General features: G+C 69.9%; 18 protein-coding genes and 2 pseudogenes. 13 read left to right on the top strand and 7 right to left on the bottom strand.

Going from position 1 to position 18,322, the window contains the following annotated elements; translation table 11 throughout:
- Window positions 1–52 precede the first annotated feature (52 nt).
- On the top strand, window positions 53–1,318 hold the full coding sequence (locus NRF20_RS35705; protein WP_413754643.1) for a glycoside hydrolase family 10 protein: 1,266 nt from the start codon (window positions 53–55) through the stop codon (window positions 1,316–1,318).
- 106 nt (window positions 1,319–1,424) lie between these two features.
- On the opposite strand, the gene NRF20_RS35710 is transcribed toward NRF20_RS35705, so the two are convergent.
- Window positions 1,425–1,637 (bottom strand): DUF1918 domain-containing protein, encoded by a 213-nt coding sequence (locus NRF20_RS35710; RefSeq protein ID WP_093896107.1) that lies wholly within the window; start codon window positions 1,635–1,637, stop codon window positions 1,425–1,427.
- A gap of 85 nt (window positions 1,638–1,722) precedes the next feature.
- Complete coding sequence (locus NRF20_RS35715; protein WP_413753927.1) at window positions 1,723–2,661, bottom strand: DMT family transporter; 939 nt, start codon at window positions 2,659–2,661, stop codon at window positions 1,723–1,725.
- Here NRF20_RS35715 and NRF20_RS35720 point away from each other — a divergent pair.
- From NRF20_RS35720 to NRF20_RS35735, 4 genes and pseudogenes are all read left to right on the top strand, one after another.
- Window positions 2,660–4,117, top strand: coding sequence for a PLP-dependent aminotransferase family protein (locus tag NRF20_RS35720; protein ID WP_413753928.1), 1,458 nt, complete (start codon window positions 2,660–2,662; stop codon window positions 4,115–4,117). The two genes, NRF20_RS35715 and NRF20_RS35720, sit on opposite strands and share 2 nt — an antisense overlap.
- A gap of 9 nt (window positions 4,118–4,126) precedes the next feature.
- Window positions 4,127–4,336 carry a hypothetical protein gene (locus NRF20_RS35725; RefSeq protein ID WP_413753929.1) on the top strand — a complete coding sequence of 70 codons (210 nt, stop codon included), beginning with the start codon at window positions 4,127–4,129 and terminating at the stop codon, window positions 4,334–4,336.
- Between the two features lie 32 nt (window positions 4,337–4,368).
- Window positions 4,369–4,947, top strand: a complete 579-nt coding sequence (locus NRF20_RS35730; RefSeq protein WP_398629055.1) for a histidine phosphatase family protein — start codon at window positions 4,369–4,371, stop codon at window positions 4,945–4,947.
- Window positions 4,948–5,029: 82 nt separating this feature from the next.
- Window positions 5,030–5,600 (top strand): annotated as a pseudogene (locus tag NRF20_RS35735) (serine hydrolase domain-containing protein); the annotation flags it as partial.
- On the opposite strand, the pseudogene NRF20_RS35740 reads toward NRF20_RS35735, so the two are convergent.
- The 3 genes and pseudogenes from NRF20_RS35740 to NRF20_RS35750 all read right to left on the bottom strand — a co-directional run.
- Window positions 5,597–5,686, bottom strand: a pseudogene (locus NRF20_RS35740) (Clp protease N-terminal domain-containing protein); the annotation flags it as partial. The pseudogenes NRF20_RS35735 and NRF20_RS35740 overlap by 4 nt on opposite strands.
- 45 nt (window positions 5,687–5,731) lie before the next feature.
- Window positions 5,732–6,232 (bottom strand): hypothetical protein, encoded by a 501-nt coding sequence (locus NRF20_RS35745; protein WP_413753930.1) that lies wholly within the window; start codon window positions 6,230–6,232, stop codon window positions 5,732–5,734.
- 135 nt (window positions 6,233–6,367) lie between these two features.
- On the bottom strand, window positions 6,368–6,865 hold the full coding sequence (locus NRF20_RS35750; RefSeq protein ID WP_398629053.1) for a peptidylprolyl isomerase: 498 nt from the start codon (window positions 6,863–6,865) through the stop codon (window positions 6,368–6,370).
- A 170-nt stretch (window positions 6,866–7,035) separates the two neighbouring features.
- Here NRF20_RS35750 and NRF20_RS35755 point away from each other — a divergent pair, with 170 nt between their 5' ends.
- The 6 genes from NRF20_RS35755 (at window position 7,036) to NRF20_RS35780 (ending at window position 13,814) form a co-directional block, all read left to right on the top strand.
- On the top strand, window positions 7,036–8,895 hold the full coding sequence (locus NRF20_RS35755) for a glycoside hydrolase family 15 protein (protein WP_398629231.1): 1,860 nt from the start codon (window positions 7,036–7,038) through the stop codon (window positions 8,893–8,895).
- A gap of 88 nt (window positions 8,896–8,983) precedes the next feature.
- Window positions 8,984–10,012 carry an N-acetyl-gamma-glutamyl-phosphate reductase gene (gene argC / locus NRF20_RS35760; RefSeq protein ID WP_398629052.1) on the top strand — a complete coding sequence of 343 codons (1,029 nt, stop codon included), beginning with the start codon at window positions 8,984–8,986 and terminating at the stop codon, window positions 10,010–10,012.
- Window positions 10,009–11,163 carry a bifunctional glutamate N-acetyltransferase/amino-acid acetyltransferase ArgJ gene (argJ, locus tag NRF20_RS35765; protein WP_398629051.1) on the top strand — a complete coding sequence of 385 codons (1,155 nt, stop codon included), beginning with the start codon at window positions 10,009–10,011 and terminating at the stop codon, window positions 11,161–11,163. Before argC ends, argJ begins: the two co-directional genes overlap by 4 nt.
- On the top strand, window positions 11,160–12,074 hold the full coding sequence (gene argB / locus NRF20_RS35770; protein ID WP_266362984.1) for an acetylglutamate kinase: 915 nt from the start codon (window positions 11,160–11,162) through the stop codon (window positions 12,072–12,074). The genes argJ and argB overlap by 4 nt, the downstream gene beginning before the upstream one ends.
- Window positions 12,071–13,267, top strand: coding sequence for an acetylornithine transaminase (locus tag NRF20_RS35775; protein WP_398629050.1), 1,197 nt, complete (start codon window positions 12,071–12,073; stop codon window positions 13,265–13,267). Before argB ends, NRF20_RS35775 begins: the two co-directional genes overlap by 4 nt.
- Before the next feature lie 10 nt (window positions 13,268–13,277).
- Window positions 13,278–13,814: an arginine repressor gene (locus NRF20_RS35780; RefSeq protein WP_114243569.1), complete on the top strand. Its 537-nt coding sequence runs from the start codon at window positions 13,278–13,280 to the stop codon at window positions 13,812–13,814.
- A 23-nt stretch (window positions 13,815–13,837) separates the two neighbouring features.
- Here the strand turns inward: NRF20_RS35780 and NRF20_RS35785 are convergent, their stop codons facing one another.
- Both NRF20_RS35785 and NRF20_RS35790 read right to left on the bottom strand, forming a co-directional pair.
- Complete coding sequence (locus NRF20_RS35785; RefSeq protein WP_398629049.1) at window positions 13,838–14,539, bottom strand: L,D-transpeptidase; 702 nt, start codon at window positions 14,537–14,539, stop codon at window positions 13,838–13,840.
- A 62-nt stretch (window positions 14,540–14,601) separates the two neighbouring features.
- On the bottom strand, window positions 14,602–15,195 hold the full coding sequence (locus NRF20_RS35790; protein WP_398629048.1) for a pyridoxamine 5'-phosphate oxidase family protein: 594 nt from the start codon (window positions 15,193–15,195) through the stop codon (window positions 14,602–14,604).
- A 305-nt stretch (window positions 15,196–15,500) separates the two neighbouring features.
- On the opposite strand from NRF20_RS35790, the gene NRF20_RS35795 reads away from it, so the two are divergent.
- Both NRF20_RS35795 and argH read left to right on the top strand, forming a co-directional pair.
- Window positions 15,501–16,694, top strand: coding sequence for an argininosuccinate synthase (locus NRF20_RS35795; RefSeq protein ID WP_266363012.1), 1,194 nt, complete (start codon window positions 15,501–15,503; stop codon window positions 16,692–16,694).
- 88 nt (window positions 16,695–16,782) lie between these two features.
- Window positions 16,783–18,216 carry an argininosuccinate lyase gene (argH, locus tag NRF20_RS35800; RefSeq protein ID WP_398629047.1) on the top strand — a complete coding sequence of 478 codons (1,434 nt, stop codon included), beginning with the start codon at window positions 16,783–16,785 and terminating at the stop codon, window positions 18,214–18,216.
- Window positions 18,217–18,322: the final 106 nt, after the last annotated feature.

An 18,322-nucleotide genomic window follows, 5' to 3' on the forward strand; every position in this document is an offset into this window, starting at 1 on the left:
ACAGAGAGACGGCAGGTGCAACGAAATGCGGCAAATGGCCAGAAGAGGTTTTGTGGCGGGTGCGGCCGGGGTGGTCGCAGCGGTGGTGAGCACAATCACCACGGCCGGTGATGCCGTCGCGGCCCCGTCCCGGCAGACCGGCACCGGGCCGGCGCACCCAGCGCCGCGCAGGCGTGGTCACCATGTGGCGCGGCGCGAGCTGCGCGGTATGTGGGTGGCCACCGTCGCCAACATCGACTGGCCCTCCGCGCCCGGTCTGACAGCGGCCGCGCAGGAGGCCGAGCTGATCGCGTACCTCGACGAGGCCGTCGACCGGCGGCTGAACGCAGTGATCCTCCAGGTCCGGCCGACGGCCGACGCGCTGTGGCCCTCGCCCTACGAACCGTGGGCCCAGTACCTCACCGGGGTGCAGGGCAAGGACCCCGGCTGGGATCCGCTGGGCACGGCTGTCCGCGAGGCGCACCGCCGCGGGCTCGAACTGCATGCCTGGTTCAACCCGTACCGGGTCGCCAACCACACCGATCCGTCCCGCCTGGTCGCCACCCATCCCGCCAGGCTGCACCCCGACTGGGTCCTGCCGTACGGCGGGAAGCTCTACTACAACCCCGGAATCCCCGAGGTCCGCCGCTTCGTCCAGGACGCGATGCTCGACGCGGTCCGCCGCTACGACATCGATGCCGTGCACTGGGACGACTACTTCTACCCGTACCCGGTGGCCGGGCAGGTCTTCGACGACGACGCCACGTACGCGAAATACGGTGCGGGCTTCCCGGACAAGGCCGCCTGGCGGCGCGACAACACCGACAAGCTGGTGCGCGAGACGGCCGAGCGGATCAAGAAGATCAAGAAGAACGTCCAGTTCGGGATCAGCCCGTTCGGTGTGTGGCGCAACGCCGCGACCGACCCGCTCGGCTCCGACACGAAGGCGGGTGTGCAGACCTACGACGATCTGCACGCCGACACCCGCGGCTGGGTCCAGAAGGGCTGGATCGACTACATCTGCCCGCAGATCTACTGGAACATCGGCTTCGCCGCCGCCGACTACGCCAAGCTGCTGCCCTGGTGGGACGCGGTCGTACGGGGCACGGGCGTCGATCTGTTCGTGGGCGAGGCGCTCTACAAGGCCGGTGACCCGGCCCAGCCCGCAGCCTGGCAGGACCCGGCCGAACTCTCCCGCCACCTCGACTTCGCCGCCGCCTACGACCAGGTGCGCGGCCATGTCTACTTCTCCGGAAAGAACGTGGTCACGGACCGGATCGGAACCATGGACCGGGTGGTGGCCGACCACTATCGCAACAGGGTGCGTCCACCCCGCTGACAGAAGAAGCGGAGTGGACGCACCGGGTGTGTGGGCGGGCTGCCGGAAACTGATCGGCCCGCCCAGGGCCCGGGGGGCGAAGAGCAGTGCCGTCCGCCGGAGGCCGCTACGGGGTCTCCGGTGCCTGCTTCCGGACGACGGTGTGCTGTACGACGCTGTCGGGACCGGGCGAAATCAGGTGTTCGTGTCCGTCCTCGAAGCGGACGCGGTACGGGGGAGTGCCCCCGGCCCCGAGCACTTCGACGATCTCTGCGACCCGGTCGTGCTGTCCCACGGTCCTGCCGTGCGTCAGCAGCCGGTCGCCCGCGTGTGCCTCCATCGGGAGTGACCTCCTCACGGGTGCGGTCCTTGTCGACAAGTCTATGACCGAAAAGCGACTTCGCCCGGTGGGAGGTGCGTGGTTCTCACCCACGACGCCGGGCGCGCCCCGTCCGCTGGGTGGCCGCGATGCAGACGAGCACCGCGATTGCCGCCACCGGCGCCGTCGCCGAGACCTCCTCGCCGAGCAGGAAGAACGACCACACCAGCGTCAGCAACGGCTGTGCGAGCTGAAGCTGGCTGGCCTGCGGAACCCCGATCTCCGCCATCCCGCGGTACCAGACGTACAGGCCGAAGAAGGTGGACCCGGCCGCCACCCAGACCAGTCCGATCACTCCGTGCGTGGTCAGCCGCACCGGCTCCAGCGGCAACGCGATGGCCGCCCCCGCCACTGCGAGCGGCAGGGAGAGAATCAGGGCCCAGCCGACCACCTGCCAGCCCGGCATGATCCCGGCCAGCCTGCCGCCCTCGGTGTATCCCGCCGCGCACACCAGCAGTGCACCGAACAGATACAGATCACCGCCGGACAGCGCACCACCGCTCTCCTGCACGGTGAACGCGATCACCACGGCCGCCCCGGCGAGCGCCGCGATCCAGAAGGCACGTGGCGGCCGCGCCCCGGTCCGCAGCGAGGAGAACACCGCGGTGGTCAGCGGCAGCAGCCCCACCACAACGGCTGCGTGCGAGGTCGTCGACGTCTGCAGCGCCAGCGTCGTCAGCAGCGGGAAGCCGACCACCACACCGGCGGCGACGACGACGAGCCCGGCCCGGTGCCGGCGGTCCGGCACCGGGACACGGCCTGCCAGCAGCACACCACCCGCGATCGCGGCGGCGAGCAGGGTGCGCAGCGCCACCAGCGACCAGGGGCCGAAGCTCTCCAGGCCCCAGGCCGTGGACGGGAAGGTCAACGAGAAGGCGACGACACCGAGCCCGGCGAGAACCATGCCGCCGCGGTTCGCCGTGCCGGCCGTCGATGAGCCAACCGCTATCGCGCTTTGTGTAGTAGCGCTATCCTTAACTTTCATGCAAGAGCGTAGCAGTGTCGCTGAACTCGTTGATTCTCTCCGCAGTGAACTGAATCGCTACTCACCAGGTGGAAAGCTGCCATCGAGCCGGGCCCTCGTGGAGCGCTTCCGGGTCAGCCCCGTCACCGTCTCCCGGGCCATTGCCCAGCTCGCCGCCGAGGGGCTCGTCGTCACCCGCCCCGGCTCCGGCGCCTTCCGGGCGCAGCCCCGTACCGATGTGCCCCCGCCGGGCGACACCTCCTGGCAGGAGGTCTCCCTCAGCGGCGACGGCGGCCCCGAAGCGGTGCCGCGTACCGTCGACGCCTCCGGTGTCCTGGTCACGCTCACCGCACCGCCGCCCGGCGTCATCGAGCTCAACGGCGGCTACCTCCACTCCTCGCTCCAGCCGGAGCGGGCGCTTGCCGCCGCTCTCGCCAGGGCCGGCCGCCGCCCCGGCGCCTGGGACCGCCCGCCCACCGACGGTCTGACCGAACTGCGTGCCTGGTTCGCCCGGGAGATCGGGCCCGCGCTCACCGCCGCCGACGTACTGATCACCGCGGGTGGCCAGAGCGCCCTGGCCACCGCGCTGCGCGCCCTCGCCCCGCCCGGCGCCCCGGTCCTGGTCGAATCGCCCACCTACCCGGGAATGCTGGCCGCCGCCCGCGCCACCGGACTGCGGCCCGTACCGGTACCCGTCGACGCCGACGGCGTGCGGCCGGAACTGCTCGCCGCCGCCTTCCGGGCCACCGGCGCCCGCGTCTTCGTCTGCCAGCCGCTCTTCCAGAACCCGACCGGCGCGGTCCTCGCCCCCGAGCGGCGCGGCGAGGTCGTGCGGATCGCCCGTGCGGCGGGAGCCTTCGTCATCGAGGACGACTTCGCCCGCGGACTGGTCCACGACGACGCCGGGCCACTGCCCGCACCCCTGGCCGCCGACGACCCCGACGGTGTGGTCGTCCACGTCTGCTCCCTGACCAAGGTCACCTCGCCCAGCCTGCGGGTGGGCGCGCTCGCCGCCCGCGGTCCGGTGCTGGGACGGCTGCGCGCCATCCAGATCGTCGACAGCTTCTTCGTACCCCGACCGCTCCAGGAGGCCGCGCTCGAACTGGTCGGCTCCCCGGCATGGGGTCACCATCTGCGTTCGGTATCGACCGAGCTGAGAAAGCGGCGCACCGCCATGACGACGGCCCTGCGGCAGGAGCTGCCCGCCCTCGCGCTCCCGCACATCCCCGCGGGCGGCGGCAGCCTGTGGCTGCGCCTGCCCGACACGGAAGCCGGTACGGACGAGTCCGCAGTGGTGTCGGCGGCCCTGCGCGCGGGCGTGGCCATCGCACCCGGCCGCCCGTACTTCTGCGCCGAACCCCCTTTCCCGCAGATCCGGTTGAGCTTCGCCGCGGTCGCCGGGGCGGTCGAGATCGCCGAGGGGGTCCGACGCCTGCGCACCGCCTGCGGCGAAGTCCTGACCGGCTTGGGGGGATGACCTCCGGCCGTGAACGACGACACGCCCCGGCAGCGTCACGAGATCTCGTCCGACCCGTCCCGCCCGGACGCGGCCCGTATCCACCACGGCAGGTTCACGCTCGCCACCGAGGACGCCCACGGGGTCTACGAGAAGGTCGGCTTCAAGCCACTGAAGGACCCGCACACGTGGATGTACATCCGGCTCGGCCGAGCCGGAAGTGCTTGCGAAGGCCCTTGACCCGCGTGGCGTTGGGATCCACGATCACCGCCATGACTGTTCGAGTCTCGCTCGTCGCCGCGGCGCGCAGCTCCGCCCTGCTCGCCGAGCGCTTCGACGACGACCGGCCGCTCGACCACGCCGGCCGGCACGAGGTGCAGCTCGCCGCCCACGCCCTGGTACCCCTCCTGGGCGCCGCCGAACTGCGCTACTGCTCACCGACCCCACGCAGCCGCGCCACCGGCGAGGCGCTCGGTTACGCCCCGCTCGTCCAGCCCGCCCTGCGCGACTGCGACATGGGCCGCTGGCGCGGCTGCACCCTCGCCGATGTCACGGCATGCGAACCTGCGGCCGTCGACGCCTGGCTCGCGGACCCGCGCTCCGCCCCGCACGGTGGTGAACCGCTGCTCGCCTTCATCTCGCGGATAGGGGGCTGGCTGGAGACCCGCCCCGCATGCGACGGCGCCATCGTCGCCGTCGCCGAACCGGCAGTCGTCCGGGCCGCCCTCGTCTATGCGCTCAAGGCCCCGCCGTCGACGTACTGGAACGTCGACGTCCGACCGCTGTCCACGGTCACGCTCACCGGTATGCCGGGCCGCTGGAGCCTCAGGCTCGAAGCGGGAGCCCGCTGAACGCCCGCCGCTCGTGGGTGCGTCACGTCTTCCCGCCGGTCCGACCGGTCGGTACGTTGCGTACCCGCCGAGTCCCACAGGCATGTCCCAGGCGAGGGAGGCCACCGTGCCGCGGATTTACGGCCACTGCGACGACCGATTCTCCGCGGTGCGCACCGCGTTCGAAGCGAACTTCCGGGAGCGCGACGAACTGGGCGCGGCCGTGACCGTACTGATCGGCGGAGAGCCGGTGGTCGACCTCTGGGGCGGCTGGGCCGACGCCGCCCGCAACCGCCCCTGGGAGCGGGACACCCTGGTCAACGTCCGGTCCACGGCCAAGGGCCCGACCGCCCTCTGCGCCCACGGCCTCGCCGACCGGGGCCTGCTCGACCTCGACGCCCCGGTCGCCGCGTACTGGCCGGAATTCGCCGCGGCGGGCAAGGAGGCCGTGCTCGTACGCCATCTGCTCTCGCACCGCGCGGGGCTGGCCGGGCTGCGCGAGCCGCACACCCTGGCCGAGCTCTACGACCGGGATCTGACCACCGCCCGGCTTGCGGCGACCGAGCCCTGGTGGGAGCCCGGCACACGGTCCGGCTGCCACGCCCTCACGTACGGCTTCCTGGTCGGCGAGGTGGTCCGGCGGATCACCGGTCTGCTGCCGGGTGAGTTCCTCCAGCAGGGCGAGCAGGATGTGTTCCGTGCCGACGTAGTTGTGGCCCATCCGCAGGGCCTCCTGGAACGTCAGCTTCACTGTCAACCGTCAGTTGACAGTGAAGGCTGCGGAAGCCGTGTTACCGGTGCGGGATCACCAGAGCGCCGTACAGAAGACGCACGCCTCCCAATGGGCCGGCGCGCACAGGACGCGGTGCCGTACGCACGAGGCCATGGCGGCTTCCTCCGGGCCGGGAAAGGGGAAGCCGCCGCTCGGCCGCTCCACGTCGGCCGGATCGAATGCCTCGACCATCTCCCGGTACTGCCGCAGACAGCCCTCGGCGAAGGGTGGCTCGTAGTCGAGTTCGTCCCACCGGTGCCTGCGCAGCGCGAGATCGAGCACCCGCAGGACGAAGTCCTTCGCCGCGGCCTGCTCGTGCGGGGAGCGGCCCCAGTCGACGTCCTCCAGATCGAACCCGACCGCCCCGCGCCCGATGACGCTCTGGTCCTGCAAGGTCAGCAGAGTGGCGAAGCGGTGCTCCCAGGTGCTGTCGGCGAGGTCGGACACGGCCAGCATGAGCACATCGACGAAGACGTCCGTGCCCCCGTTGGACATGGACAGGCTGCGGCCCCCGCCGTGAAAGACGTTCCCCATCCGGACATCGTAGCGAGCGGAATCGCACGGCCGGCCGGTCGGCCGTGGCTGTCCCTCTCCGGCCGGATACGACGGAGCGCGCCGTCCGACGGAGTCCGTCGGACGGCGCGCTCGTTCAGCGGTTCCGTATGCGGGTCAGAGGACGCCGCTGTCCGCGATGGTGATCTTCGCCTGGGGCCGGCCGCTCTGCGAACCGAGGGCCTCGATCTTCTTGACCAGGTCCATGCTCTCCTGGTTGTCGACCTCACCGAACACCACGTGCTTGCCGTCCAGCCACGACGTCACGATAGTCGTGATGAAGAACTGGGAGCCGTTGGAGTCGGGGCCGCTGTTGGCCATGGAGAGCAGGCCCGGCTTGGTGTGCGCGAGCTTGAAGTTCTCGTCCGGGAACTTCGCCCCGTAGATGCTCTTGCCACCCGTGCCGTTGCCCTGGGTGAAGTCGCCGCCCTGCAGCATGAAGTCGGGGATGATCCGGTGGAAGGACGATCCCTTGTAGCCGAAGCCCTTCTCGCCGGTCGCCAGCGCGCGGAAGTTCTCCGCGGTCTTGGGAACGACGTCGTCGAACAGATTGAACGTGATCCGCCCAGCGGGCTCGTCATTGATGGTGATGTCGAAGTAAACCTTGCTCGTCATGGAACCATCCTGACATCGATGCGCTCGGCGCCGACGGGCGGGCACGGTGCCGGGCCCGTCGACGTGGCGGCGGTAATGGACACAGCGGCCTTCGCGCCCGCTGTCCCGCACGCCGACGACTGGTTAGCCTGAAGAAGGGGTGCGCAGGCTCAGGGAGGTCCGTTGTGACTGTGGAGGCCAACGCGAGCACCGGGACGTTCAGTACTTTCGGCGCATCCCCGGGTGTCGGCGCGCCCCGCTATCTGCCGGTTGCCGAGCACGGCCTGATCGGCGATCTGCGCAGCGCGGCGCTGGTGGGCACCAACGGCACCATCGACTGGTACTGCTGCCCGCGCTTCGACGCACCCAGTGTCTTCGCCTCGATCCTCGACGCCGACCGTGGCGGGTACTTCGAGCTCGCGGCGGATGCCCCGACGCGTACCAAGCAGTTCTACTTCCCCGACACCAATGTGCTGATCACCCGCTTCTTCGCGGAGGACGGCGTCGGCGAGGTCCAGGACTTCATGCCGGTACTCGACGATTCGCGCGAGGCCGACCGGCACCGTCTGATCCGCCGCGTGGTGTGCGTCCGCGGATCGCTGCCGTTCCGCGCCCGTGTGGCCCCCCGTTTCGAGTACGGGGCGCAGTCGCACACCGTGCACGCACAGCATGGCCAGGCGGTCTTCGAATCGCCCTCACTCACTCTCGCGCTGACGTCGAGTGTGCCGCTCGAGGTCGCCGGCCAGGACGTATGGTCGCTGTTCAAGCTGCATGAGGGCGAGTCCGCGGTCTTCGCCCTCGACCGGGTCGGCGGTGACGTGGCGCCCCGCTTCTGCCCGCTGTCCGAGGCGGAGCAGCAGTTCAACGCCACCGTCGGGTACTGGCGGCGGTGGCTGTCCCGGTCGCGGTACCGCGGTCGCTGGCGGGAGATGGTGCACCGCTCCGCCCTCACTCTGAAGCTGCTCACCTACGCCCCGACCGGCGCCATCATCGCCGCGCCGACCACCAGTCTGCCCGAACGCATCGGGGGCGAGCGCAACTGGGACTACCGCTACGTATGGATCCGTGACGCAGCGTTCTGTGTGTATGCGCTGCTCAGGCTCGGCTTCACCGAGGAGGCCGAGGCCTTCATGGGTTTCCTTTCCGAGCATGTCCCACTCGAAGTGACCGAGACGACCGGCCCGCTGCAGATCATGTACGGCATCGACGGGCGTCGTGAGCTGCCCGAGCGCGAGCTGACCCATCTCGAGGGGTACCGGGGCTCGGCCCCCGTACGCGTCGGCAATGATGCCGTCGGCCAGTTGCAGCTGGACATCTACGGGGCGCTCACCGACGCCCTCTACCTCTACAACAAGTGGGGGCAGCCCATCTCCAGTGCGCACTGGGACAGCATCAGTGAGGTGGTCGACTGGCTGTGCGACCACTGGGACCAGCCCGACGAGGGGATCTGGGAGACGCGAAGCGGGCGCAAGAACTTCCTCTACTCGCGATTGATGTGCTGGGTGGCCATCGAGCGCGCCATGCGGCTGGCCCAGCATCGCGGCCTGCCCGTCGACATCGTGCGGTGGGGGCGGGCCCGGGATGCGATCTATCGCCGGATCATGCGCCATGGCTGGTCCGACGAGCGGCATGCCTTCGTCCAGTACGAGGACGGCCACGTCCTCGATGCGTCCCTGCTGATGATGCCGCTGGCGAAGTTCGTCTCCCCGACCGACCCGAAGTGGCTTGCCACGCTGGACGCGCTGGGCGAGGACCTGGTGTCCGACTCGCTGGTCTACCGCTACGACCCGCAGGCCAGCCCGGACGGACTGCGGGGCGATGAGGGCACGTTCTCGATCTGCTCGTTCTGGTACGTCGAGGCGCTGGCCCGCGCCGGCCGCCTGGACGAGGCCCGACTCGCGTTCGAGAAGATGCTCACGTACGCCAACCACCTCGGCCTGTATGCGGAGGAGATCGGCCATACCGGGGAGCAGACCGGGAACTTCCCTCAGGCCTTCACCCACCTGGCGCTGATCAGCGCGGCCTTCGGTCTCGACCGCGCGCTCGGCTAGTGCGTGAGTTCGGACCCCGCTGTGGTGGCTACCTTTGCATAAAAGTGCATAGCTGCGTATAGTCATGCCATCGACGAGGAGGATTTCGATGGTGGTACGTGCAGCAGTGGCAGGGGCGAGCGGATACGCCGGTGGGGAGCTGCTCCGTCTCCTGCTGGTCCACCCGGAGGTCGAGATCGGGACCCTCACCGCCAACTCCAACGCGGGTCAGAAGCTCGGTGCGCTGCAACCGCATCTGCGGCCGCTTGCCGGCCGTGTGCTTCAGCCGACCACGCCGGAGGTCCTCGCCGGGCACGATGTCGTCTTCCTCGCCCTTCCGCACGGGCAGTCCGCCGCCGTCGCCGAGCAGCTCGGTGACGAGGTGCTGGTGGTGGACATGGGCGCCGACTTCCGGCTCGGCAACGCAGCGGACTGGGAGAAGTTCTACGGCTCGCCGCACGCCGGGACCTGGCCCTACGGTCTGCCCGAACTGCCGGGCGGGCGCCCGGCGTTGGCGGGATCCAAGCGCATCGCTGTGCCCGGCTGCTACCCGACTGCCGTCTCCCTCGCGCTCTTCCCGGCGTACGCCGCCCAGCTGGCCGAGCCCGAGGCCGTGATCGTCGCCGCGTCCGGTACCTCCGGGGCGGGCAAGGCGGCCAAGCCGCATCTGCTCGGTTCCGAAGTGATGGGCAACATGTCCCCGTACGGCGTCGGCGGGGTCCACCGGCACACCCCCGAGATGATCCAGAACCTCAGCGCCGCGGCCGGTGAACCGGTCACGGTCTCCTTCACGCCGACCCTGGCGCCGATGCCCCGCGGCATCCTCGCGACGTGCAGCGCGAAGGCGAAGCCGGGCGTGAGCGCCCAGACCGTCCGTGACGTGTACGAGAAGGCGTTCGCCGAGGAGCCGTTCGTCGACCTGCTCCCCGAGGGACAGTGGCCCGCCACAGCGTCCGTCCACGGTTCCAACGCCGTACAGATCCAGGTCGCTCACGACGAGGCGGCAGGCCGGATCATCGCCATCAGCGCCATCGACAACCTCGCCAAGGGCACCGCCGGCGGCGCCCTGCAGAGCATGAACATCGCCCTCGGACTTCCCGAGGACACAGGTCTTTCCACGATCGGAGTCGCACCGTGAGTGTCACGGCAGCACAGGGTTTCTCGGCGGCGGGCATCGCCGCGGGAATCAAGGAGAGCGGTAACCCGGACCTGGCCCTCGTGGTCAACCACGGTCCGCGTCGATCCGCCGCGGGCGTCTTCACCTCCAACCGCGTCAAGGCCGCCCCCGTCCTCTGGTCGGAGCAGGTACTCAAGGGCGGCGAGGTCAGTGCCGTCGTTCTCAACTCCGGTGGTGCCAACGCCTGTACGGGCCCGCAGGGCTTCCAGGACACCCACGCCACCGCAGAGAAGGCCGCCGAGGTCCTCACCGGTCACAGCGCGGGCGAGATCGCGGTCGCATCGACCGGGCTGATCGGCACGCTGCTTCCGATGGACAAGCTGCTGCCCGGCATCGAGAAGGCAGTCGCCGCCCTCAGTGAGCACGGTGGCGAGAAGGCCGCCATCGCGATCAAGACCACCGACACCGTCCACAAGACCGCCGTAGCGGGCGGCGAGGGGTGGACCGTCGGCGGTATGGCCAAGGGCGCCGGCATGCTCGCCCCGGGTCTCGCCACCATGCTGGTCGTCCTCACCACCGACGCCGACGTGGAAGCGCCGGCGCTGGACACCGCGCTGCGCGCCGCCACCCGCACCACCTTCGACCGGGTCGACTCGGACGGCTGCATGTCGACCAACGACACCGTGCTGCTGCTGGCCTCCGGCGCGAGTGGGATCACCCCGGAGCAGGACGAGTTCACCGAGGCCGTACGGACCGTCTGCGCCGACCTCGCCCGACAGCTCATCGGTGACGCCGAGGGCGCCTCCAAGGACATCCGGATCGAGGTCATCAACGCCGCGACCGAGGACGACGCCGTCGAGGTGGGCCGGTCCATCGCCCGTAACAACCTCCTCAAGTGCGCCATCCACGGCGAGGACCCCAACTGGGGCCGGGTCCTCTCCGCGATCGGCACGACGAAGGCCGCCTTCGAACCGGACCAGCTGAATGTCGCCATCAACGGCGTATGGGTCTGCAAGAACGGCGGCGTCGGCGAGGACCGCGACCTGGTCGACATGCGCTACCGGGAAGTGAAGATCACCGCCGACCTGGCCACCGGGACCGAGTCGGCCGTCATCTGGGCCAACGACCTCACTGCCGACTACGTCCACGAGAACAGCGCGTACAGCTCATGACCACGGCGCGGAAGCACACCGCACTTCCGAAGGCACAGATTCTCATCGAGGCGCTGCCCTGGCTGACCCGGCACAACGGCAAGACCGTCGTCATCAAGTTCGGCGGCAACGCCATGATCGACGAGGAGCTGAAGGCGGCCTTCGCCCAGGACGTCGTCTTCCTGCGCCAGGCCGGCCTCAAGCCCGTCGTCGTGCACGGCGGCGGCCCGCAGATCAGCGCCCAGCTCGACAAGCAGGGCCTGGTCAGCGAGTTCAAGGCCGGTCTGCGCGTCACTACGCCCGAGGCGATGGACGTCGTACGGATGGTGCTGGCCGGACAGGTCCAGCGCGAGCTCGTCGGCCTGCTCAACCAGCACGGCCCGCTCGCCGTCGGCATGACCGGCGAGGACGCCCACACCATCACCGCCACCCAGCACAGGCCGACCATCGACGGCGAACTCGTCGACATCGGCCGGGTCGGCGAGATCACCGCCATAGACACCGGGGCGATCCAGGCGCTGCTGGACGACGGCCGGATCCCCGTCGTCTCCTCCATCGCACGCTCCGCCGACGACAACCACGTCTACAACGTCAACGCCGACACCGCGGCCGCCGCACTCGCCGCCGCCCTGAACGCCGAGACGCTGATGGTCCTCACCGACGTCGAGGGGCTCTACGAGGACTGGCCGGGCAGCGACGACGTGATCAGCCGCCTCACCGCCACCGAGCTGGAGAAGCTGCTTCCCGAGCTGTCCAGCGGCATGGTCCCGAAGATGCAGGGCTGCCTGCACGCCGTACGCAACGGCGTCGAGACCGCCCGTGTCATCGACGGCCGGGTCCAGCACTCGATCCTGCTGGAGATCTTCACCGACGAAGGAATCGGCACGATGGTCGTGCCCGACGCACAGCCCGACGCACAGGGGGAGTCATGAGCAACCAGGAGCTCTCGCAGCGCTGGCAGCACGCGCTGATGGACAACTACGGCACCCCCCAGCTGTCCCTCGTCCGAGGCGAAGGCGCCCATGTGTGGGACGCCGACGGCACCGAGTACCTCGACTTCGTCGGCGGTATCGCCGTGAACGCCCTCGGACACGCCCACCCCGCCGTCGTCGAGGCCGTCTCCACCCAGATCGCCTCCCTCGGCCATGTCTCCAACCTCTTCATCGCACCGCCGCCCGTCGCCCTGGCCGAACGGCTGCTGCAGCTCTTCGGCCAGGGCGGCAGGGTCTACTTCGCCAACTCGGGTGCCGAGGCCAACGAGGCCGCCTTCAAGATCGGCCGGCTGACCGGGCGGACCCACATGGTCGCCACCGACGGCGGCTTCCACGGCCGGACCATGGGCGCACTCGCGCTGACCGGTCAGCCCAAGAAGCGCGAGCCCTTCGAGCCGTTGCCCGGCGATGTCACACATGTCCCGTACGGGGATGCCGAGGCGCTGCGGGCCGCCGTGACCACCGACACCGCGCTGGTGATCATCGAGCCCATCCAGGGTGAGAACGGTGTGGTCGTGCCGCCCAAGGGCTACTTGGAGGCAGCCCGGGAGATCACCCGGGCGACCGGCACCCTGCTCGTCCTCGACGAGGTGCAGACCGGTATCGGCCGCTGCGGCCACTGGTTCGAGCACCAGGCCCACCAGGGTGTCGAGCCGGACATCGTCACCCTCGCCAAGGGCCTCGGCGGTGGACTGCCGATCGGCGCGACCGTCGCGTTCGGTCCGGCGGCCGATCTGCTGGAGCCGGGCCAGCACGGCACGACGTTCGGCGGCAACCCGATCGCCTGCGCCGCAGGTCTCGCCGTCCTGGACACCCTGGCGGCCGATGGTGCCCTGGACCATGTGAAGCGGCTCGGCGAGAAGATCCGGGACGGCGTGGAGGGTCTCGGGCACCCGCTGGTCTCCCATGTCCGCGGCTCCGGGCTGCTGCTGGGTATCGTGCTCACCGAGCCCCTCGCACCTCAGGTGCAACAGGCGGCTCAGGGAGCCGGAGTCCTGGTGAACGCACCCGCCCCCGATGTCCTGCGGCTCATGCCGCCGCTGATCATCGGTGACACGGAGGTGGACGCGTTCCTCCAGGCGCTGCCCGGCGCTCTCGACGCGGCAAAAGGGGACGGACGATCCGGAGAATGAGGCGACGACGATGACCGAGGCGCAGGAAACCGAGCACGGCGGGCCGTCCGTGCCGCAGACCCGCACCGCACGCCACCGCCGGATCGTGGACATCCTGAACCGGCAGCCGGTGCGTTCGCAGAGTCAGCTGGCCAAGCTCCTCGCCGACGACGGGCTGAGCGTCACCCAGGCGACGCTCTCCCGCGACCTGGACGAGCTGGGCGCGGTGAAGATCCGCAACACCGGCGGCGAGCTGATCTACGCGGTGCCGAGCGAGGGCGGTTTCCGTACCCCGCAGGCACCGCTGGGCGAGTCCGCGAAGGAGGAGCGGATGCGGCGCCTCTCCGCCGAACTGCTCATCTCGGCGGAGGCCTCGGCCAACCTCGTGGTGCTGCGTACACCTCCGGGCGCGGCCCAGTTCCTCGCCTCGGCCATCGACCAGGCCGAACTGCACGACATCCTGGGCACCATCGCGGGTGACGACACACTGATGCTGATCAGCCGTGACCCGGCGGGCGGTCAGGCGCTCGCCGAGCACCTGCTGCGACTGGCCCAGAACGAGCGCTGAACGGCCGGGGTACCCCGCGTCCGTCAGTAGCGCGTGATCGCGGTCGGGCCCGAACGGGTCCCGATCGCGATGTGCGGACCGCGGGCCGGGTCCACCCAGTCGAGGATCCGGTCCATCGCGGCCGCAGGTACGGAGACACAACCGGCGGTCGCACCACGCCCGTTGACGTGGAGGAAGATGCCGGCGCCACGTCCCCGTACCGGCCGCTCGTAGTTGAAGCCGATGACGAGCGCGCGGGCGTACTGCGTCGGATACGCGGCCAGGTGCTCCGACTCACCGGCCCGGCAGTCCGCGGGCCGCGGTTCCACCCAGCGGTTGTAGGCCAGCGCCTCGGTGTCCTCGCACCACCACGACCGGCTGTTGACCCGGCGGTACGGGTATACGGTGCCGGCCGGTGCCGCCTTGATTCCGAAGGCGTACGGCAGGTCGTACAGGCCGGTGGGTGTGGTGTCGGTGCCCTGCTTGCGCGACGTCCCCTCGGCCAGGCCCTTCGCGCCGAACCGGGCCGGTGCGGACCCGCCCTTCACCCAGATGCCCCGGCGCAGATTCCACCAGGTGACGGTGCCCGCGGTGGAATCCGTGGCCGGGGCCTCGGCCGTGATCAACTGGGTACCACCGCCGGTGTCGGCCATCCGCCCCGGGAGAGCCGGCGCCCCGGCGGGCCGGGCCGCGACCGAGCCCGCCAGCGCGAGCAGAACCGAACCGATCACCAGAGATCTGCGCATGTCCCGGACGCTAGACCGTCCGGCGGCGTGTCACCCCCGGACCTGCTCCGTACGGCTCAATCTCATTCCGCGCGCGGCATGGCCGGCAGCGGGAGCGGCAGCCCCGGCAGCCCGTCGATACTCGTCGCGACGTGCTCCTTCTTCTCGAAGTAGACACTGAGCGACGCGTCGTCCTCGCGGGCGAAGCGCTGGGCGTGCAGTGGCCGGTCCTCGTCGTACGACATGAAGGGCACGGCAAATCCACAGGTGTCCCGGATCAGCTCGGCCTTCACCACGATGATGGCGCGCAGCCCGTGCGGGCCGGGGTCCACAGCGGGGAAACGGGCGAGCAATGGGCCGAACCGCGGGTCGCCGCGGAAGACCGGCTCACCGCGACCGTGCACCCGCACGATGTTCGGCGGCCCCTGGAAGGCGCACCACATCAGCGTGATGCGGCCGTTCTCGCGGAGGTGGGCGACGGTCTCCGCATTGCTGCCCGCGAAGTCCAGATAGGCCACGGTCAGTTCGTCGATGACGGCGAAGGAGCCGCTGACCCCCTTGGGGGAGAGGTTGACCGTGCCCTCTGCGTCCAGCGGCGCGGTCGCCGTGAAGAAGATGTGCTGCTCTTCGATGAAGGTCCTGATCCGTCCGTCGATACGCTCGTACGTTTTACCCATGGTGGCCATTGTCGTCGCCAACTCCGATGAAGGCGGGGCCATGTCAGCTGGTGGGGTGCCGGTGCAGGCCTGCCGCGCACAGCAGTCGCCGAGCCGCCGCACGCGCCGCGCGTGGCCGGTCCTGCGCCGTGCGGATGCGCAGCCACTCCTCGGAGGCCGGGCCCGGACGGCCCCGGACCGTTCGAGTCCGGCATTTTCCTCCCGCGCACGGTCCCTGAGATGCGCCGCCCACCTGCACCTTTGACAAACCATACGGAGGACTGCATAGTTATACCCATCAGTGATTGCACCGTAAGGAGAAACCCGTGACCGAGCGCGTCGTACTCGCCTACTCGGGCGGTCTGGACACCTCCGTCGCCATCGGCTGGATCGCCGAGGAGACGGGCGCTGAGGTCATCGCCGTTGCGGTGGATGTCGGTCAGGGCGGCGAGGACCTGGAAGTCATCCGTAAGCGCGCGCTCGCCTGCGGTGCCGTCGAGGCCGAGGTCGCGGACGCCAAGGACGAGTTCGCCGAGGAGTACTGCCTCCCGGCGATCAAGGCCAATGCCCTCTACATGGACCGCTACCCGCTCGTCTCGGCCCTGTCCCGGCCGACCATCGTCAAGCACCTCGTCGCCGCCGCCAACAAGCACAACGCCGGCATCGTCGCCCACGGCTGCACCGGCAAGGGCAACGACCAGGTCCGCTTCGAGGCCGGTATCTCCGCGCTCGGCCCCGACCTGAAGTGCATCGCCCCGGTCCGTGACTACGCGATGACCCGGGACAAGGCGATCGCCTTCTGTGAGGAGAAGAACCTCCCGATCGCGACCACCAAGAAGTCCCCGTACTCCATCGACCAGAACGTCTTCGGGCGTGCCGTCGAGACGGGCTTCCTGGAGGACATCTGGAACGCGCCGATCGAGGACATCTACGAGTACACCGAGAACCCCGCCACCCCGCGGGAGGCCGACGAGGTCGTCATCTCCTTCAAGGAGGGCGTGCCCGTGGCCATCGACGGCAGGCCCGTCACCGTCCTGCAGGCGATCCAGCAGCTCAACCAGCGGGCCGGCGCCCAGGGCATCGGCCGGATCGACATGGTCGAGGACCGTCTCGTGGGCATCAAGTCCCGCGAGGTGTACGAGGCCCCGGGCGCGATCGCACTGATCACCGCCCACCAGGAGCTGGAGAACGTCACCGTCGAGCGCGAGCTGGCCCGCTACAAGCGGCAGGTCGAGCAGCGCTGGGGCGAGCTGGTCTACGACGGCCTGTGGTTCTCGCCGCTCAAGCGCGCCCTGGACGGCTTCATCAACGAGGCCAACCAGCACGTCACCGGTGACATCCGGATGACCATGCACGCGGGCCGCGCCGTCGTCACCGGCCGGAAGTCCGAGCAGTCGCTCTACGATTTCAACCTCGCCACCTACGACTCGGGCGACACGTTCGACCAGTCCAAGGCGCAGGGCTTCATCGAGATCTTCGGCCTCTCGTCGAAGATCGCCGCGAAGCGTGACCTCGCCTGACCCCCAGTAGTTACGTCACCGCCTCCCCGACCCTCCGTGCGGGGAGGCGGCTGCACATCCACCCCCTTGTTCTTCCGAGGAGCACGCAGTGAGCAACGGCAACGGCAACAGCGACGTACGCCTCTGGGGCGCCCGCTTCGCCGACGGTCCGGCCGAGGCGCTGGCCAAGCTGTCCGCCTCCGTCCACTTCGACTGGCGGCTCGCGCCGTACGACATCGCCGGCTCCCGCGCCCACGCGCGAGTGCTGAACAAGGCGGGCCTGCTCACCGAGGACGAGCTGAACCGCATGATCGCCGGTCTCGACCAGCTCGGAGCCGATGTCGCCGACGGCTCGTTCACCGGCACCGTCGCCGACGAGGACGTCCACACCGCGCTGGAGCGCGGCCTGCTGGAACGCCTCGGCCCGGACCTCGGCGGCAAGCTGCGGGCCGGCCGGTCCCGCAACGACCAGATCGCCACCCTCTTCCGGATGTACCTGCGCGACCACGCCCGGATCATCGGCGGTCTGATCGCCGAGCTGCAGGGCGCCCTGGTCGGCCTCGCCGAGGCGCACCCGGACGTCGCGATGCCCGGGCGTACGCATCTGCAGCACGCCCAGCCGGTGCTCTTCGCCCATCACGTCCTCGCCCATGTGCAGTCCCTCTCCCGGGACGCCGAGCGGCTGCGCCAGTGGGACGAGCGGACCGCCGTCTCCCCGTACGGCTCCGGCGCGCTGGCCGGGTCGTCCCTCGGGCTCGACCCGGAGGCGGTCGCCGCCGACCTCGGCTTCGAGCACGGCTCCGTCGCCAACTCCATCGACGGCACGGCCTCCCGCGACTTCGCCGCCGAGTTCGCGTTCATCACCGCGATGATCGGCGTCAACCTCTCCCGGATCGCGGAGGAGGTCATCATCTGGAACACGAAGGAGTTCTCCTTCGTCACCCTGCACGACGCCTTCTCCACCGGCTCCTCGATCATGCCGCAGAAGAAGAACCCGGACATCGCCGAGCTGGCCCGCGGCAAGTCCGGCCGGCTGATCGGTAATCTGACGGGCCTGATGGCCACGCTGAAGGCGCTCCCGCTCGCGTACAACCGCGACCTCCAGGAGGACAAGGAGCCGGTCTTCGACTCCTGCGACCAGCTCGAAGTCCTGCTGCCCGCCTTCACCGGAATGATGGCCACGCTCACCGTCAACCGCGAGCGCATGGAGGAGCTGGCCCCGGCCGGCTTCTCGCTCGCCACCGACATCGCCGAGTGGCTGGTCAAGCAGGGCGTGCCGTTCCGCGTCGCGCACGAGGTCGCGGGCGAGTGCGTCAAGGAGTGCGAGCAGCAGGGCATCGAGCTCGACGAGCTGACCGACGAGCAGTTCGCGAAGATCTCCGAGCACCTCACCCCCGAGGTCCGCACGGTCCTCAATGTGGCCGGTGCGCTCGCGTCCCGCAGCGGCCGCGGCGGTACGGCCCCGTCGGCCGTGGCCGTACAGCTCACCGAGGTCAAGACCGACCTCGCCGTCCAGCAGGCGTGGGCCACCGCGAAGAACTGACGGCACAGAACCAGCAGCGCCGAAGGCGAATCGAGGCGGGGAGCGGCCGTACGCTCCCCGCCTTCAGGTTTTCCCGAGCTGGGTTACGTTGACGGGGAGCGCACCC

Source organism: Streptomyces sp. R-74717, assembly GCF_047305335.1.
Lineage (GTDB): Bacteria > Actinomycetota > Actinomycetes > Streptomycetales > Streptomycetaceae > Streptomyces > Streptomyces atratus.

What these genes read in the sequence shown, in the direction of transcription:
- NRF20_RS35710 (WP_093896107.1), bottom strand. Translation starts at nt 1,637, where the DNA reads ATGGAGGCACACGCGGGCGACCGGCTGCTGACGCACGGCAGGACCGTG.
- NRF20_RS35720 (WP_413753928.1), top strand. Translation starts at nt 2,660, where the DNA reads ATGCAAGAGCGTAGCAGTGTCGCTGAACTCGTTGATTCTCTCCGCAGT.
- NRF20_RS35715 (WP_413753927.1), bottom strand. Translation starts at nt 2,661, where the DNA reads ATGAAAGTTAAGGATAGCGCTACTACACAAAGCGCGATAGCGGTTGGC.
- NRF20_RS35730 (WP_398629055.1), top strand. Translation starts at nt 4,369, where the DNA reads ATGACTGTTCGAGTCTCGCTCGTCGCCGCGGCGCGCAGCTCCGCCCTG.
- NRF20_RS35745 (WP_413753930.1), bottom strand. Translation starts at nt 6,232, where the DNA reads ATGGGGAACGTCTTTCACGGCGGGGGCCGCAGCCTGTCCATGTCCAAC.
- NRF20_RS35750 (WP_398629053.1), bottom strand. Translation starts at nt 6,865, where the DNA reads ATGACGAGCAAGGTTTACTTCGACATCACCATCAATGACGAGCCCGCT.
- argC (WP_398629052.1), top strand. Translation starts at nt 8,984, where the DNA reads ATGGTGGTACGTGCAGCAGTGGCAGGGGCGAGCGGATACGCCGGTGGG.
- argB (WP_266362984.1), top strand. Translation starts at nt 11,160, where the DNA reads ATGACCACGGCGCGGAAGCACACCGCACTTCCGAAGGCACAGATTCTC.
- NRF20_RS35775 (WP_398629050.1), top strand. Translation starts at nt 12,071, where the DNA reads ATGAGCAACCAGGAGCTCTCGCAGCGCTGGCAGCACGCGCTGATGGAC.
- NRF20_RS35780 (WP_114243569.1), top strand. Translation starts at nt 13,278, where the DNA reads ATGACCGAGGCGCAGGAAACCGAGCACGGCGGGCCGTCCGTGCCGCAG.
- NRF20_RS35785 (WP_398629049.1), bottom strand. Translation starts at nt 14,539, where the DNA reads ATGCGCAGATCTCTGGTGATCGGTTCGGTTCTGCTCGCGCTGGCGGGC.
- NRF20_RS35790 (WP_398629048.1), bottom strand. Translation starts at nt 15,195, where the DNA reads ATGGGTAAAACGTACGAGCGTATCGACGGACGGATCAGGACCTTCATC.